This window comes from Fulvivirga ulvae (assembly GCF_021389975.1).
Lineage (GTDB): Bacteria > Bacteroidota > Bacteroidia > Cytophagales > Cyclobacteriaceae > Fulvivirga > Fulvivirga ulvae.
The window spans coordinates 2543992-2561232 of sequence record NZ_CP089981.1; the positions used below are offsets into that span (position 1 = coordinate 2543992).

Annotated in this window: 15 protein-coding genes; 11 read left to right on the plus strand and 4 right to left on the minus strand. The window is 41.4% G+C overall.

Features of this window, described 5'->3' with window-relative positions; all coding sequences use genetic code 11:
• Nucleotides 1-5: 5 nt before the first annotated feature.
• Genes LVD17_RS10575 through LVD17_RS10590 form a run of 4 tightly spaced genes read left to right on the plus strand, consistent with a single transcriptional unit; the run spans nt 6 to nt 5122 of the window.
• The gene (locus LVD17_RS10575) at nt 6-1415 is read left to right on the plus strand and encodes an FAD binding domain-containing protein (protein ID WP_233766628.1); all 1410 of its coding nucleotides are present in this window, start codon (nt 6-8) and stop codon (nt 1413-1415) included.
• Nucleotides 1412-3688, plus strand: a complete 2277-nt coding sequence (locus LVD17_RS10580) for a xanthine dehydrogenase molybdopterin binding subunit (RefSeq protein WP_233766630.1) — start codon at nt 1412-1414, stop codon at nt 3686-3688. Before LVD17_RS10575 ends, LVD17_RS10580 begins: the two co-directional genes overlap by 4 nt.
• A complete protein-coding gene (locus tag LVD17_RS10585; protein WP_233766631.1) occupies nt 3654-4163 on the plus strand; it encodes a hypothetical protein in 510 nt (169 codons plus the stop codon). Before LVD17_RS10580 ends, LVD17_RS10585 begins: the two co-directional genes overlap by 35 nt.
• A complete protein-coding gene (locus LVD17_RS10590; RefSeq protein ID WP_233766632.1) occupies nt 4163-5122 on the plus strand; it encodes an XdhC family protein in 960 nt (319 codons plus the stop codon). The genes LVD17_RS10585 and LVD17_RS10590 overlap by 1 nt, the downstream gene beginning before the upstream one ends.
• Nucleotides 5123-5194: 72 nt before the next feature.
• On the opposite strand, the gene LVD17_RS10595 is transcribed toward LVD17_RS10590, so the two are convergent.
• Genes LVD17_RS10595 through glmM form a run of 3 tightly spaced genes read right to left on the minus strand, consistent with a single transcriptional unit; the run spans nt 5195 to nt 8682 of the window.
• A complete protein-coding gene (locus LVD17_RS10595; RefSeq protein WP_233766634.1) occupies nt 5195-6139 on the minus strand; it encodes a polysaccharide deacetylase family protein in 945 nt (314 codons plus the stop codon).
• Between the two features lies 1 nt (nt 6140).
• Entirely contained in the window at nt 6141-7283 is a 1143-nt protein-coding gene (locus LVD17_RS10600) for a cysteine desulfurase family protein (protein WP_233766635.1), read from the minus strand.
• A gap of 7 nt (nt 7284-7290) precedes the next feature.
• On the minus strand, nt 7291-8682 hold the full coding sequence (gene glmM, locus LVD17_RS10605; RefSeq protein ID WP_233766636.1) for a phosphoglucosamine mutase: 1392 nt from the start codon (nt 8680-8682) through the stop codon (nt 7291-7293).
• Nucleotides 8683-8867: 185 nt separating this feature from the next.
• On the opposite strand from glmM, the gene LVD17_RS10610 reads away from it, so the two are divergent.
• Together LVD17_RS10610 and LVD17_RS10615 are read left to right on the plus strand one after the other, a co-directional pair.
• Nucleotides 8868-9833, plus strand: coding sequence for a calcium/sodium antiporter (locus LVD17_RS10610; RefSeq protein ID WP_233766637.1), 966 nt, complete (start codon nt 8868-8870; stop codon nt 9831-9833).
• Between the two features lie 91 nt (nt 9834-9924).
• Complete coding sequence (locus tag LVD17_RS10615) at nt 9925-10386, plus strand: hypothetical protein (protein WP_233766639.1); 462 nt, start codon at nt 9925-9927, stop codon at nt 10384-10386.
• Between the two features lie 62 nt (nt 10387-10448).
• Here the strand turns inward: LVD17_RS10615 and LVD17_RS10620 are convergent, their stop codons facing one another.
• A complete protein-coding gene (locus tag LVD17_RS10620; RefSeq protein ID WP_233766641.1) occupies nt 10449-10679 on the minus strand; it encodes a hypothetical protein in 231 nt (76 codons plus the stop codon).
• 83 nt (nt 10680-10762) lie between these two features.
• On the opposite strand from LVD17_RS10620, the gene mazG reads away from it, so the two are divergent.
• The 5 genes from mazG (at nt 10763) to LVD17_RS10645 (ending at nt 17200) form a co-directional block, all read left to right on the plus strand.
• Complete coding sequence (mazG, locus tag LVD17_RS10625) at nt 10763-11584, plus strand: nucleoside triphosphate pyrophosphohydrolase (protein WP_233766642.1); 822 nt, start codon at nt 10763-10765, stop codon at nt 11582-11584.
• Between the two features lie 126 nt (nt 11585-11710).
• Nucleotides 11711-13453, plus strand: coding sequence for a sensor histidine kinase (locus LVD17_RS10630; protein WP_233766644.1), 1743 nt, complete (start codon nt 11711-11713; stop codon nt 13451-13453).
• A gap of 25 nt (nt 13454-13478) precedes the next feature.
• Nucleotides 13479-15026, plus strand: coding sequence for a glycine--tRNA ligase (locus LVD17_RS10635; protein WP_233766645.1), 1548 nt, complete (start codon nt 13479-13481; stop codon nt 15024-15026).
• A gap of 73 nt (nt 15027-15099) precedes the next feature.
• Nucleotides 15100-15846 carry a zinc-dependent peptidase gene (locus tag LVD17_RS10640; protein ID WP_233766646.1) on the plus strand — a complete coding sequence of 249 codons (747 nt, stop codon included), beginning with the start codon at nt 15100-15102 and terminating at the stop codon, nt 15844-15846.
• Between the two features lie 10 nt (nt 15847-15856).
• On the plus strand, nt 15857-17200 hold the full coding sequence (locus LVD17_RS10645; RefSeq protein WP_306416000.1) for a deoxyguanosinetriphosphate triphosphohydrolase: 1344 nt from the start codon (nt 15857-15859) through the stop codon (nt 17198-17200).
• Nucleotides 17201-17241 lie beyond the last annotated feature (41 nt).

Sequence of the window (17241 nt, forward strand, 5' to 3'; positions counted from 1 at the left end):
CAGGTATGGAGTTTATTCTTAATAACAGAATAATAAAGACTGATAAGCCGGGTGGTATGACTCTTCTGGATTTCATCAGATACGATAACCATCTGACCGGAACAAAAATTGGTTGCAGAGAAGGAGACTGCGGAGCTTGTACGGTTTTGATTGGCGAATTGAAGGGCAGCAAGGTAAACTACAGATCCATGACTTCTTGCATAACGCCACTGACTAACGCCAGAGGCAAGCATGTGGTAACCATTGAGGGCCTTAACATGAAAACCCTTAGTCCTGTACAGCAGGCTTTTGTAGAGACAGGTGGTACCCAATGCGGCTTCTGTACTGCTGGTTTTATTGTGTCCCTATCAGGATATTGTCTGTCTGAGGGGTTGCCTAACTATGATGACGGAATCAGCGCTATCGATGGAAATATTTGCCGATGCACAGGTTATAAATCAATTGAAAGGGCTACGGCACGGGTAGTTGAAAAAATAAGCAAAAGGGATATTAATGATCATATTAGCTGGCTTGTGAATGAGCAGTTTATCCCTGAGTATTTTCTGGATATTCCAAAGAAACTGGCTGCTATGAAGTTGGTAAATCAATCACCAAATGGCTATGAGGAGGGTTTGCCAAAAGTTGGAGGAGGCACTGACCTCTATGTACAGCGGCCGGATGACCTTGTTACCGGTGATGTTCATGCATTCTATGATTTGTCAACCCTGAAAACCATTACCATAAAAGATGGTCGATGTTTATTGGGAGCGGAAGTTACGGTGAGTGATCTGATGGAGTCAAAAGACTTTAACAATCTCTTTCCAAATTTAAGAAAACACTTGAAGCTGGTATCATCCACCCAAATCAGGAATATGGGTACCCTCGCCGGCAATTTTGTTAATGCCTCTCCTATTGGTGATCTGACCATATTCTTTCTGGCCCTTGATAGTACCCTCATCCTGAATAAAAATGGTCAACTATCACGAGAGGTTAAGCTCCGTGATTTTTATAAGGGCTATAAAATACTGGATCTTAAAGAGGGAGAGATAGTAGAAGGGATTGAGTTTGATCTGCCTGATAATAATACCTACTTCAATTTTGAAAAGGTCAGCAAGCGTAAGTACCTGGATATAGCCAGTGTGAATGCTGCATTACGTATTAAATTAAGAAGTGGATTTATAGAAAAAATTCATGCTTCTGCAGGGGGTGTAGGCCCTACTCCTCTTTACTTAACTAAAATCTGCACTTACCTGGAAGGCAGGGAGTTGACCATTGAAAATATTAGATCGGCTACTGGCCTATTGAGTGAGGATACTTCACCAATTAGTGACGTTCGGGGAAGCCGGGAATACAAAGCACTGTTGTTAAGGCAATTGTTTTTTGCACATTTTATTGAGCTGTTCCCTGAGAAATTTGAAATGGAGGTGTTGGTATGAAAAATATTGATTCAAAAGGACATGTAAGGGGTGAGTCTGTATACCTTGATGATATCACGGTAAGGGTTGGCACGCTCTATGGGGATGTATTTGATGCACCGTGTGCTCATGGCAAAATCAAAAGTGTTGATTACTCAGAGGCTGAGCAATTGCCGGGTGTGATTAAAATACTGACTTACAAGGATATACCCGGAGAAAATCAAATAGGAGGAATATTTTCTGATGAGCCTCTTTTTGCTGAAAATGAAATCCATTTTTGGGGTATGCCAATAGCCCTGGTTATTGCGGAGAGTGAATTCACCGCAAGGCAGGCTCGAAAACTGATTAAAATTGATATTGAGGAGTTCCCACCCATTGTTGATCCGAAGGAGGCCAAAGCAAAAGGAAGTTTAATATTTCCTCCGAGGACTTTTAAGCTTGGCGAAGTGGAGAGGGCTTGGAAACAGTGCGATTACATCTTTGAAGGCACAGCAGATTCAGAAGGGCAGGAACATTTATATATAGAAACTCAGGGAGCTTATGCGTATCTGATGGAAAATGGTAATATAAGAATAGCCTCTTCCACCCAGGGACCGACAGCCGTCCAAAGAACTGTAGCTAAAGTATTGGGAGTTTCTATGAACAAGGTAGAAGTAGATGTGACCCGGCTTGGCGGAGGTTTCGGAGGAAAGGAAGATCAGGCTACGGCCTGGGGCGTAATGGCCGCACTGGGAACTATGTTGTTAAACAGACCTGTAAAAATAGCATTGCATCGAATGGATGATATGCGTATGACAGGTAAAAGGCACCCTTATCGCTCTGATTTTAAGATAGGTTTGAGCAAAGATCTCAAAATATGTGCTTATGCAGTCACTTTTTATCAGAATGCAGGTGCAGCAGCAGATCTTTCGCCAGCCGTTATGGAGCGTACTCTTTTTCATGCCACCAATAGCTACTATGTTCCAAACGTTACGGCCACTGCGTATAGTTGTAAAACACACCTTCCTCCCAATACGGCTTTCAGAGGCTTTGGTGGCCCGCAGGGGATGTTTGTTATAGAGTCTGCAATAGCCAAAGCAGCAAAAGAGCTTGGTGTGGAGGCTTATGAAATCCAACAAAAGAATCTCTTAAAAGACGGAGATGAATTTCCCTATGGACAAATTGCAGAGCAGGCCGAAGCCCATAGTACCTGGAAGGAAGCCTGTGATAAATTTAATCTGGAATCTCTTAATAAAGAAATTAAGGACTTTAATACCAGCAACAAGCATCTGAAAAAAGGTATGGCCATGCAACCCGTTTGCTTCGGGATTTCATTTACAAATACTGCCATGAACAATGCCCGTGCTCTGGTGCATATTTATAGTGATGGCAGTGTAGGTGTAAGTACCGGAGCTGTCGAAATGGGGCAGGGAGTAAATACTAAAATGTTGCAGGTAGCCGCAAGCACTTTTGCCATTGATCCGGCTAAGGTAAAACTGGAAACAACCAATACTACAAGAGTAGCCAATACTTCACCTTCTGCAGCAAGCTCAACGGCAGACCTCAATGGTAAGGCATTACAAATCGCCTGCGACAAACTTCTTGATAGACTGAAAGAAACCGCGGCAAAACTGTTGAAAGCCGAAGCTAAGCACATAATTCTAAAGAATGATCTGGTTTATTGTGAGGGCAAGCCTTCTGAACTTACCTGGGAAAAACTGGTGCAGGCAGCATTTTTGGATAGGGTTTGCCTTACAGAAAATGGCCATTATGCCACACCTGTTATACATTTTGATAAAACCAGAGAGAAGGGCCACCCTTTTGCTTACCATGTTTATGGTACAGCTATTCTGATTGTAACAGTAGATTGTATCAGAGGCACCTATGAGTTTGATACGGTAAAGCTTATTCACGATTTTGGTAAAAGCATGAATGAAAGCATTGACCTCGGGCAGATTGAGGGAGGGTTAGTACAGGGTATAGGTTGGATGACTATGGAGGAATTGAAATACAATAAAGAAGGAAGACTGCTTTCCAATGCCTTATCTACTTATAAAATACCCGATATTTATTCTGTGCCAAAAGAAATACAAGTGGAGGCCCTGGAAACCGGTGGTCATGAAATGGCAATTAATAAATCTAAAGCTGTGGGAGAGCCGCCCCTGATGTACGGACTGGGAGCATACTTTGCCATACAAAATGCCGTTAGGGCCTATAACCCTGACTATCACTTGAAATTTGATGCGCCTTTTACACCGGAAAAAGTGCTGAAGGGGCTATATGAGAAGGCCAATGTATCTGTCCCTGGAGTATAAAAGGTCAAATATATTACGTGGTGGCCTGATATATTGTACGGGAGATACCATAGCCGCTCTGCTGTTAAATGAGTTTAGTCTGATCAGGTTAATTGTGATGGTAATTGTGGGGGCGACATTATATGCATTTGAAATTCCCAATTATTTCAGATGGATAGATAGTAAGACAGCCGCCTATAAAGGAATAAGAAAGAGCCTGTTTAAAACATTACTGGCATTGCTTTATTTTAATCCGCTATGGATAGCCCGGCACGTGTTCTTTATCAAAATATCGATGATGCCGTTACTCCAGATATCCTTATATTCAATGCTCAGCATCGCCTTTTATTCTTTTTTAGTGAATGTGCCTATTTCATTTATTGCCAACTACCTGATCCAAAATAAAATTAACCTCAGGTGGCGGTTTATGGCCAGTGCTATATTCTCAGCATTAATGGCCATCTACTATGCCATGAGTACGGCCTGGTTTAGCTGATGGATTTCTGGTGTCATACATATCGCCTTTTAGCAAAACACCAAAAAGCCGTACTGCTCTATGTGCTTGACAGTAGCGGGAGCAGCCCGGGTCGTCAAGGCTTCAAAATGATAGTTGCTCCCGGAAGTGAGATGGCCGGTTCAATCGGAGGCGGCATCATGGAGCACAAGCTGGTAGAGCTGTCAAGGTCGCTGCTACACGACAGTAATGATCTTTCTAAACCCTTTATAAAATACCAAGTACACCGGGCAGAGGCACATGACAGATCAGGGATGATATGTTCAGGAGAGCAAACTATAGCTTTTTACTATTTGCAGGAAAATGATGTCCGATGGATAGAGCAACTTTTGAAAACCTTTGAGGAGAACAGGAAAGGAGTACTTTTATTGACAGAGAAAGGACCGGAATTTTTACCTGAACAAATATTGTCCAGTCAGTATGATTATATACTTTATAGCAAAAACCGTTGGAGTTATAAGGAGCAAATTGGATTTAAAAGTACGCTCTATATTATTGGTGGAGGGCATGTTGGGCTTGCGCTGTCCCGGTTAATGAGAAATTTGGGTTTTCATGTAGTAGTGATGGATGATCGGGAAGGCCTGAATACATTGGAACAAAACGAGTATGCACATAAAACATCGGTTATTGATTATAATAAGATAGAAAACTATATATCAGAAGGAGAGGATACTTATGTGGTGATAGCCAGCTTTGGTTACAGAACTGATAAAAAAGTGCTGAAGCGTTTGATTGATAAAAAATTTAAATATCTGGGTATGATGGGGAGTGGAGAAAAAGTCAGGACGCTGTATAAAGAGTTGAGGGAAGAAGGCATAACTGAGAGGCAATTGGCAAATGTCCGGTCTCCCATTGGTTTACAAATCAAAAGTAAAACGCCTGATGAAATAGCAGTAAGTATAGCTGCGGAGATTATTGAGGTTAAGAATAGTACACGTTAATATAAAAGGTCTGGAAGAAAACTATGTTAAGCTGTCCTCCTACCACCAGACCACAACGTGGAGATTAAAGGTTCATTCACTTATCCCCACATACTCCTGCACGAATTCAGGGCATTTGGGTTCTCCCTGGTAAAACTCCGGGGGTCTCTTCTGAGTTATAGCCCAGCGATGTAGCCAGGTAATTCCACCTTTGCCCACATATTTATCCTCACTTTGGTAAGCTTTATCTTTAAGGGCCTGGGTCAGGGATATAAACTCATAGCCTTCAGCTTTAAAAAGGTCAAGCAGCTTGGGCAGGTAGTCAGCATTGAGGAGATTGTCATGTATGAGCAGGATTTGAGGGATATTTCTTTCAAACATCTTGCCGGAGATGGACTCGTAATACCTGGTTTTTTCAACCATATAGGTGAGGTAGCTTTTAGCAACTTTCTCTTTCATATCATCATCACCTGCCTGATCAGCTTTTCGGTAAGCGCTGGCAAAGATGTATTCGGAGTTGTCAATAGTCACCGGAGCTTCGGTATATCCATTGTCTTTGAGGTAACTGGCCAATGAATCAACCTTCTCTCTGGTATCACCACGATGAAGAAACGGGTGTCTGAAGTATTGCATGCGCTGCCCATAATTTGTCAAAATGCTCTTGGTTATGCGCTCTCCCCTTTTTATTTCATCAAAGAATTCTTGTGTGGTCAGCTGGTTGTAATCAAAATGTGAGAATGTATGATTACCCAGCTCCAATCCGTTGCTGGCCCAAAGGTCAATATTTTTCACCTCAGGATCAGAAAGCCTGCCATTAACAAACAGCTTTGACTCATTAACAAACCCAATAGCTGGCACTTTGTAATCTACAAGGTGTCTTACTATATTTTCATTAATATAAATGTGTTGGAGTGTATCTTCTTTGTTCGTTATGTAAGGCAGATCATCAACGGTAACCACCATTTGCTTTTGGGCCTGGCTGAAAGTAATGGTAGTAATGCCGGCCCAACATATAACAGAGAGAAGTATTCTAAGCATATCAGGCTTCAACTTGTTTATAAAACTCTGACAGCTTCTCCACGGTATAATCAATTTCCTCGGGTTTGTTGTACTTGCTAAAAGAGAACCGCACAGCGCCACGGGTAGGGTCTGCTTTTATGCCCGTCAGAACGTGCGAGCCTGTACTGGCCCCGCTTGAGCAGGCACTGCCTCCCGAAGCGGATATCCCATTAATATCAAGAGTAAACAGTAGCATGTCATTGTCATTGGACTGTGGCAAACAAACATTAAGTACTGTATAAAGACTTTTTTCCGCATTTGCTGAGTCTCCATTGAATCCCACTCCCTCAATGCTGTTTTTAAGCTTGGAAATCATCCGGTCTTTGAGCCCTTGAACATAGTTTTGATGCTCTTCCATATCGCGGTATGCGATCTCCAGTGCTTTGGCCAGGCCGATTATGCCATACACATTTTCAGTTCCGCCACGCATATTCCTCTCCTGAGCACCTCCATGGATGTAAGGAGTGATCTTACTATCCTTTCTGATATATAGAAATCCAGCGCCTTTTGGCCCGTGAAACTTGTGAGCAGCACCCGTTATGCTCTGAATATCAAGGGTTTTAAGATCATGCTTATAGTGACCTACAGTCTGAACAGTATCCGAATGAAAGATGGCATCATGCCTGCGACAGATTGAACTGATAAGATCCAGGTCATTAATATTCCCGATTTCGTTATTCGCATGCATAAGCGATACCATAGATCGGGGATTGTTTTTAAGTAATTCTTCCAGATGATCCGGAATTATATGGCCTTTTTCGTCAAGTTCCACAAAGCTCAGTTTGATTTTCCCCTGCTTTTGTAGATTTTCCATTGTGTGTAAGACGGCATGGTGTTCGATCCTGGAGGTAATGGCATGAGTTAGTCCGTATGATTCTATACCGCAACAGATAATGGTGTTGTCGGCTTCGGTACCCCCTGAAGTAAAGAATATTTCACCAGTGGAGGCATTTAAAAGCTCTGCAACCTGCTTTCTTGCATACTCAATGGCTGACCTTACTTTTCTTCCATGAGCATGGATAGACGAAGGGTTGCCATAGTTCTCCATAAGAAAAGGCTTCATAGCCTCAAATACTTCAGCGTCAAGGGGAGTGGTAGCAGCGTTGTCAAGATAAACGTTCATAATGCACTTATACTTTAGCAGTAATAATGTCTTTAATATCCGAGATAAGCTTATTGGCCAGGTGCTCGGCAGTAGCTTCAGAATCAGACTCCGAATAAATCCTGATGATAGGTTCGGTATTTGATTTTCTCAAATGCACCCATTCATTACCAAACTCTATTTTAACGCCATCTATTGTATTAACTTTCTGCGAAGAGTATTTTTTCTGTATCTCCTTTAATATTTCGTCAACGTTGATTTCAGGGGTAAGTTCAATTTTGTTTTTGGAAATATGGAAATTAGGATACGATGCTCGGAGTCGCGATGCTCGCTTGTCTGATTTTGCAAGATGTGACAAGAAAAGAGCGATACCTACTAAGGCGTCTCTCCCATAGTGTAATTCAGGATATATAATACCCCCGTTTCCTTCTCCGCCAATTACAGCCTTGGTCTTTTTCATTTCCTCAACTACATTCACCTCACCTACCGCAGAGGCACTGTAAGTGCCTCCTTTTTTCTCGGTAACCAGCTTTAATGCCACTGAAGATGACAAATTGGAGACAGTATTGCCGGGTGTATTTGAAAGTATATAATCTGCAACGGCCACTAACGTATACTCTTCGCCAAAAGGATTTCCATCTTCCTGGATAAGTGCCAGACGGTCAACATCAGGATCTACTACTATACCTAAATCAAATTTCCCTTTTTCTATTTCCCGGCATATGTGATTCAGGTTTTCAGGAAGAGGCTCAGGGTTATGGGGGAAGTGCCCTGTCGGGTCGCAATAAAATTCCTGAACCTGCTCTACCCCTAAAGCCTTCAATAGCCTTGGTACTGAAATTCCTCCGGTAGAGTTTACGCAATCAATTGCAATATTAAAGTTTTTAGCTTTTATGGCTTCAGTATCTACCAGTGGGAGTGCCAGTATTTTTTCAATATGCTTATCGATGTAGGTGTCATCTTTGCTATATGAGCCTAGTGATAATACCTCGGCAAATTTGTAGCTGTCTTTTTCAGCAATTTTCAGTACTTCAGCACCATCTTCGCCGGAAATAAATTCTCCTTTATCATTTAATAACTTTAGAGCATTCCATTGAATAGGATTGTGACTGGCCGTTAAAATAATTCCACCTGCCGCATCTTCCTCAGGCACTGCTATTTCTACTGTAGGTGTTGTGGACAGCCCCAGATCTACTACATCCAATCCAAGGCCTATAAGGGTATTTGACACAAGATTACTGGTCATCTCACCAGAAATCCTGGCATCCCTGCCGATGATAATTTTTGATTTGCCGGTCTTTTTTTTGGCCCATGTGCCAAATGCAGCGGCAAACTTCACTATATCTATAGGTGTTAAACTTTCACCTGCTTTACCTCCAATGGTTCCTCTAATCCCGGATATTGATTTAATTAACGTCACGATTTCTAAGCTTTAATTCCTTTGCAAATTTAGGAATTTCAGGGTTTATAAGATTATAATAAATAAACATTATTTATAATATAACCGCTAGTGGATCCTTGATGTGGAAAAGTAAATAATATATAAAGCCTTACATTATATAATGTTTTTTCTTACTATATTCGACAGTTTATTAAGATAAGAATATGATCACTTACGTGTTGTTTGTGCTTGGTTTTGTGGCCTTAGTCAAAGGGGCGGATTTACTTGTGGAGGGAGCTTCTTCCATAGCAGTAAAATTTAAAATTTCCCAAATGATCATTGGTTTGACAATTGTTTCATTTGGAACGTCATTGCCAGAGTTATTGGTCAATATTACAGCCAGTGTTAAAGGCAATCCTGAGATAGCCATAGGAAATATTTTCGGGAGTAATATTGCCAATATACTTTTAATTCTTGGTATCAGTGCCCTGATCAGGCCTCTGCCTATCACCAGGAATATTTATTTTTCTGAGATCCCTTTTTCACTCATAGCAACCCTTTTAGTAGGTTTCTTGGCAAATGCCGCATTGTTTTCCGATATTGATACTCTTACACTTAGCCGGCTTGACGGAGGTATTTTGCTGGTTTTTTTCTCATTGTTTATAGGGTACATATATGCTGTACACCGCAATAACCTGGAAGCTTCGGCACCTGAAGAAGAGTTTGTGTCAAGGGATTCAATACCAAAATCAATCATATTAATAGCAATCGGATTGATCGGCCTCTACTTTGGAGGAGAGTGGGTGGTAACAGGGGCCGTTAAAATAGCAGGTGAAATGGGGCTCAGCCAAACATTCATCGGGCTGACAGTTATAGCCATTGGCACATCTCTACCTGAGCTTTTTACTTCGGCAGTAGCCGCATATAAGGGCAATACTGATATAGCTGTCGGCAATGTTGTCGGCTCTAACATTTTTAATCTGCTATGGATACTTGGTGTAAGTGCCCTGATCAGGCCTTTACCATTTGATATTGCCAGTAATACGGATATTATTATGATCATTATATCAAGTGCTTTGCTGCTTTTTGCTGTGGCTGTTGGTAAAGGAGCCAGGATTGTAAGGTGGGAAGGTATATTGTTTATACTGGTATACCTGACATATCTGTGGTATCTTCTACAACGCGGATAGTAGAATCCAAAAAATAATTATTTCGTAAATCTAACAACGTATCCTTCCGCCACATAATTTTGCATTACAAATTTTAACACTATTAATTAAAATGAAAAAAATCGTTCTTACCGTGGTGGCTGGAGCCATGATGGTAGTTGTGATGTCTTGTGAAAACAAAGAAAAGAAGGCGTATCAGGCATCTGTTGATTCTTTGCAGGTAGCTTATGATAGCGTCGGTAAAGTTGCCATGAACTGGCATCAGCAATTTAATGCCCTATTTGAGACTTGCCAGGCAGATACTACTGTTTCTGACTCGGTCAAGGCAATCGTTTTTGAGAAAATCAGTACTGACTGGGCTGCTTTTGAGACAGAATGGACAGAAAATACCTCAAAATTGGATTCCCTGAAACAAAATGTAACAGAAGTTGTCCAAAATGAAGAAGTTACTGAGCTTAAGAACTACCTCTCAGCAGTAGATGAAAAACTGGTCTACTTTCAGGCACAACTCGAAAATGCAAAAAACGTTTGCCAGACTGCTGAAGTTGTAACAGAAGAACCTACAGAAGAATAATTAAAAATGAAATTATAATTTTGGGATCCCTGGCCGAAGGTCAGGGATTTTTTATTTGCTGCTTAACTGTATTTAGCCATTACCTTGTTGACCTCGGAGTCGGGGTTTCCGCAGTTTTCGCCCTCTCCCACTTTTTTGCCACAGTAACCGCAAGTGCCACCTTCTTTATTAAGATAAGGGTTTTGTGAAGCGCAGGTACCCTTGAACTCGCCATTCTTTATAAATAACAGCCTAACGGACATTAACCCGAAAAAGAGTGCTATGAAACCTATTCCCAGTAATAAAGTAGTCATGGTTTGTCTATTTTTTTGCAAATTTAGCCATTCGTTATCAAAACGTGTGTATTACCTTTAAAGTTTCTAAAAAGCCAGTAAGAATGCCGGATATAAAAACCACTCCTGACCCTAACCGCAAAGCAAAGCTTGAAGCTTTTGACAGGCTGCTTACCATTATGGATGAGCTGAGAGAAAACTGTCCGTGGGATAAGAAACAGACCCTGGAAACACTTCGGCACCTGACCATTGAGGAGACATATGAGCTAAGCGATGCCATTATAGAAAACGACCTGGACGAGATCAGAAAAGAACTCGGAGACCTGATGCTGCACAATGTGTTTTATGCGCGCATAGCTTCTGAGAAGAAAGCCTTTGATATCACTGATGTACTGAATGGAGTTTGCGACAAACTGATAGAACGCCACCCGCATATCTATGGTGATGTGGAGGCAGAAGATGAGCAGACGGTTAAGGCCAACTGGGAAAAAATAAAACTTAAGGAAAAAGGAAATAAAAACCCTTCAGTATTGGGAGGCGTACCAAAATCCTTACCTGCCCTGATCAAGGCTATGAGAATACAGGAAAAAGCCAGAGGAATAGGCTTCGATTGGGAGAAAAAAGAGCAGGTATGGGAAAAGGTGGAAGAAGAAATGCAGGAATTCAAAGCAGAGTTTAACGCCGAGAGTGCGGAAGAAATAGATAAGGAAAAGGCCGGGCAGGAGTTTGGCGACCTGCTCTTTTCGTTAATTAATTATGCCCGATTCATTGATATCAACCCTGAGGAAGCACTGGAAAGAACCAATAAAAAATTTATAAAGCGTTTCCAGTTTTTGGAGCGCGAATCTGCCAAAGATGGGAAATCCATTGGCAATATGACTCTTGCTGAGATGGATGAATATTGGGAGAAAGCAAAGCAGCATTAGTGATATAGATATTTACTATATAATTATCTTAGAATTAGGACTTTAAAGAGGTTTCTTATTTGAAAATTGGGAAGGTTGAATTACATTTATGGTTAGTTAAATATCTCCACATGTTTATTCCTCTCCATGAAAGGCTTCCGCTTCAGAAACTTCTTCATCAAAAAAAATGAATATATTGAGTCCTGGTCCCTGTACAAAAGAGTAATTCTTACAGGGCAAATCAGCATGATATGCCTGGCGGTGGGGCTTTTTTATATGGCCTTTGATCTTCTGAATGATACCCATTCAGCCCTATTCGTATACTATGTATTTATAGGTGTTTCAATTTTAACATTTTTTCTAAACAGGCGGGGGCATTATGTGGTAGCTAAGGTTTGCATACTACTTGTGGCCAACCTTGCAGTATTTTGTACATTTGAAATGGAGCCATCCGGAACAGCTTCTTTCATATTCTTTATACCCTGTGTAATTGGGGCCTTTACCTTGTTTGGTTATGATGAAAGGCTTGTAAGTTATCTCTTTTCAGCATTGTCTATTAGCCTTTTCTTTATATCATTTTCATTTGACGTTGATTTTTTGGCTAAGAGTGAATTTCCTGCGGAACAAATTAGTCTCAATTTTGTGATCAACTTTGCAGTGAGCTGCATCACTGCGATTTTTATGATCAGCTTTTTATTAAGGATCAATGCCAAGTCGGAAGAAAATCTTATGAAAAACGAGCGGGAGCTTCGGGCCTCGTCCGAGGAGTTGATCATCAGTAAAAAAAGGTTTGAGCTGGCTCTCCAGGGCTCTGGTGCTGGTATTTGGGATTGGGACGCTGTCAATGATAAACTCTATATATCGTCTTTTCTTGCCAATTTACTCGGTTATACCAAAGACTATGTTAGTGACCTGACCAGTGAAAGATTTCTTGAAGTAATTCACCCGGATGACAGGGCCAGGTTTCGCGACCATATGGAAGCTCATTTGAAAAATAAACTTCCTTTCAGGGTTGAGTGCCGTTTTAAAAAAAGTGATGGCTCCTACCTTTGGGTTCTTGATACCGGTCAGGCTCAGTGGAACGAGCACGGGCGCCCGTTGAGAATGGTAGGATCTATTATGGATATTACAGAGAGAAAACAGGCGGAAAAGAAGGTATATGAGCAGAACCTGATGCTTGAAAAAACTAATGCAGAACTTGATCGGTTTGTTTACAGTACCTCACACGATCTCAGAGCACCACTCAGTTCGGTGCTAGGTCTTATCAATATTGCACAGTTATCAGAAAACCCGGAGGAGCATCATACATTTTTGGAAATGATGAAAGAGAGGATCAACACATTGAACGGCTTTATTGCAGATATAATCGACTACTCCCGCAACTCACGCCTGAGTGTGGTAAGGGAGGAGATAGTATTGATTGATATTGTGAAAGAGGCCATTCAGAACCTGCAATATTTTGAAAACTCTCAACAGATAAATATTATATATGGTGGTATAGAGCATATTACATTTCAGGGAGACCGTAGCCGGTTGAAAATAATTTTGAATAACATCATTGCCAACGCCATTAAATACCATAATATAGATCAGCCCGACCCGAGAGTGGAGATAACGGCAGATAACAAAGGGCATGAATTGGAAATAGTAGTAAGAGATAACGGAGATGGTATAGAACCAGAACTACTGGACAGGATATTTGATATGTTTTTCAGGGCCACCGAAAAGTCCGAAGGATCTGGCCTTGGTCTTTATATTGCTAAAGAAATGGCGGACAAACTTGAAGGCAAGATCAAGGTTAACTCTGTAAAGGGCAAAGGCACGTCCTTTATCGTTAAGCTGCCACTTGAGCGGATTGCGGATACTATTGAGAAAGAAACTATCGCATAAAAATCATTTTACTATCTTTGCGCCCATGGCTAATCAAGACGATAATTTACTCAAGAAAATAGTTGCTCATGCTAAGGAGTACGGGTTTGTATTCCCTTCAAGTGAAATTTATGACGGACTAGGCGCGGCCTACGACTATGGTCAGAATGGAGCAGAGCTTAAGAATAATATAAAGAGCTATTGGTGGAAATCAATGGTGCAGATGAACGAAAATATTGTGGGCATTGATGCTGCTATATTTATGCACCCTACCACCTGGAAAGCTTCAGGGCATGTAGATGCTTTTAATGATCCTTTGATCGATAATAAGGATTCCAAAAAAAGATACCGCGCTGATGTACTGATTGAGGAATATATCGCCAAAATAGAAGCCAAGATCAGCAAAGAGGTTGAAAAAGCAGCAAAGCGATTTGGAGATAAATTTGATAAAGAACAGTTTGTAGCTACAAATGACCGGGTAGTTAGATACAACGAGGAGATCGATATGATCAACTCAAGGATGAAAGCCGCAATAGAAAGTGGCAATCTTAATCAACTAAAGGCGCTAATTGAGGAACTGGGTATTGCCGATCCTGTTTCAGGGTCAAAAAACTGGACAGATGTAAGGCAGTTTAACCTTATGTTCTCTACTGAACTGGGATCTTTAGCCGAAGGTGCTAACAAAATATATTTACGTCCTGAAACTGCCCAGGGCATATTTGTTAACTTCCTGAATGTGCAAAAAACAGGCCGTATGAAGCTTCCGTTTGGAATAGCCCAGATCGGTAAAGCTTTTAGAAATGAAATTATTGCGCGGCAATTCATTTTCAGAATGCGGGAGTTTGAGCAAATGGAAATGCAGTTTTTTGTAAAGCCGGGCGAAGAGATGCAATGGTATGAACATTGGAAAGAACATCGCATGAAATGGCATAAAGTATTGGGACTTGGGGAAGACAATTATCGATATCATGATCATTTAAACCTGGCACATTATGCCAATGCCGCCTGCGACATTGAATTTAATTTTCCAATGGGATTCAAGGAGCTGGAAGGTATCCACAGCCGTACGAACTTTGACCTGAAGGCTCATGAGGAGTACTCCGGAAAAAAGCTGCAGTTCTTTGATCATCAGGAGAATAAAAGTTATGTGCCTTATGTGGTGGAAACATCAATAGGTTTAGACAGGCTTTTCCTTGCCGTGCTTACTTCCGCTTATTCCGAAGAAACGCTTGAGGATGGTAGTGAGCGTACCGTTTTGAAAATTCCTGCGGCCCTGGCTCCTTCAAAAGTAGCTGTGCTGCCGTTGTTGCAAAAAGATGGACTGCCTGAGAAGGGTAGAGAAATACTGGATAAGATCAAGTATGATTTTGCCTGCCAATATGATGAAAAGGATACTATTGGGAAAAGGTACAGAAGGCAAGATGCTATAGGTACTCCCTATTGCATTACCATTGATCATCAGACATTGGAAGACAATACAGTGACCTTAAGAGACCGTGATACAGCCAGGCAGGAAAGAATAGATATATCTGAACTAAAAGGTAGAATAGAAGAGTTGGTATCGCTTACAGGGTTACTTAGGCAGATCGGATAGGTTGGAAGGTTTCTCAGCAGTTGTGCCGGTCACATTACTTTTACTTGTGGTGGTTGTATCAATGTTCTTCGTAATGAGAAAAATGACACTGCTTTTTCAGGGAGATGTTTTGAGTGTTGCTACAAGATACCGTGTGTTTCCTGTCAAATACCGTCACATTTTGCAGAAGTACTCTGCTTATTACAATGTATTACCTCTGGCTGACAAGCAAAAATTTCAGAAGAGAGTACTCCGATTTATACATTCAAAGCGATTTATATCCAGAGGCTTTTCAAAAGTTACTGATGAAATGAAAGTGCTTATATCTGCGGCAGCTACACAGCTTACTTTTGGGTTACCGCAGATATACCTCACTCATTTTGATAAAATACTGATCTACCCTGACACCTACTATTCCACAATAAATAAAATGTATCATGTGGGTGAGGTTAACCCAAGGATGGGGGCTATTATTCTTTCATGGAAAAGCTTCGTTGATGGCTATGCCGACCCGACAGACAGTTTTAATGTAGGTATCCATGAAATGGCTCATGCCATACATTTCGAAAACAGGATAAGGAATAGCGAATTCGATTTCCTTGATGCAGAAAGCCTTTATGTCTTTGGGAAAATTGCTGCTTCGGAGATTTCCAGGTTACGGAGGGGTGAGCCACACTTTTTTAGAAGCTATGCCGGCACAAATGAACATGAGTTTTTTGCCGTTGCTCTGGAATACTTTTTTGAAAAACCAGTGGAGTTTAGAGGTTCATTGCCACTTTTATACAAGACATTATCTACCTTATTGAACCAAGACCCGGCAGAACTATATAAGTTACGTTAAAATATTGATTATGAGCACCATGAATTGGGAACAACTGTTATCAAACCGGAGGTCGGGCGAAAAGCCCAAGGAGCATGATGTAAGCAGGAGTGCCTTTGAGCAGGATTATGACAGAATTATTTTCTCTCACCCGTTCAGGAGGCTGCAAGATAAAACTCAGGTGCACCCGCTTCCCGAATACGATTTTGTACATACCCGGCTTACACATAGTCTTGAGGTCTCCAGTGTTGGGCGTACACTGGGCAAAAGAGCAGGGCAGGTACTTTTGGAACGTCACAAAGGTCTTAGAGCCAAGTTTTCCGTCCATGATTTTGGAGCTATTGTGGCGGCGGCCTCTCTGGCACATGATATTGGGAATCCCCCGTTCGGACATTCAGGAGAAGATGCCATTTCTGAATTCTTCCGTTGCCATGAACAGGGGAAACATCTTAAAAGTTATGTGACCGACTGGCAATGGCAGGATTTAACCAATTTTGAAGGTAATGCTCAGGGATTCCGCATACTAAATAAAGAACGCTACCAGGGCCTGAAACTGACTTATGCCACCCTGGCAGCATTTAGCAAATATCCGCGTAAATCACTGATAGAAAACCGTAATAAAGAGCGAAGAAGCCAGAAAAAATATGGTTTTTTTCAGTCTGAGAGTTCGTTGTTCTCGGCTATGGCTGATGATATGGGCTTGATAAAATATGATGATTATGTATGGTCGCGTCACCCCATGGCCTTCCTCGTGGAGGCCGCAGATGATATTTGCTATCAACTGATTGACCTTGAAGATGGGTGCCGGCTTGGTTTGGTGAGCTATGATGATACCGTTGATCTCTATGCTGGTATACTTCGAGAAAAATTTGACAAGAAAAAGCTGGAACGAATAGAAAGTCCTGATGAAAGGATAGGAACATTGCGCGCTTTATCCATAGGAACATTAATAGAAGAAAGCTGCACATTGTTTTTGGATGAAGAAGAAAATCTCCTTACGGGAAGTTTTGATACTGCGTTGACTGATACTATATACTCTACGCCTGTTTTACAGGAGATCGAAAGTCTGTCGATAGAGAAAATATACAGAGCTCGCACAGTAATGGAAACAGAAGCTGCAGGCTTTGAAGTGTTGCCGGGGCTGCTGGGGGTATTTGTAACAGCAGCTCATGAAAAGTTAAACGGTACTGATTTTTCAAAGAAAAATCAGTCTGCTCTGAGGTTGATGCCGCCGGAAGTAAGGCGGGAGATATCAGAAGAATCAGACATGTACCAGGTATTGATGAGCTGTATAGATTTTGTTTCCGGAATGACTGATAGCCATGCGATTTCATTGTTCCGAAAAATCAAAGGAATATCGCTTCCCAACAGTTAATTAGGAGCCCTGAGGTTTAGTTGCTAAAATTATACTTTAAA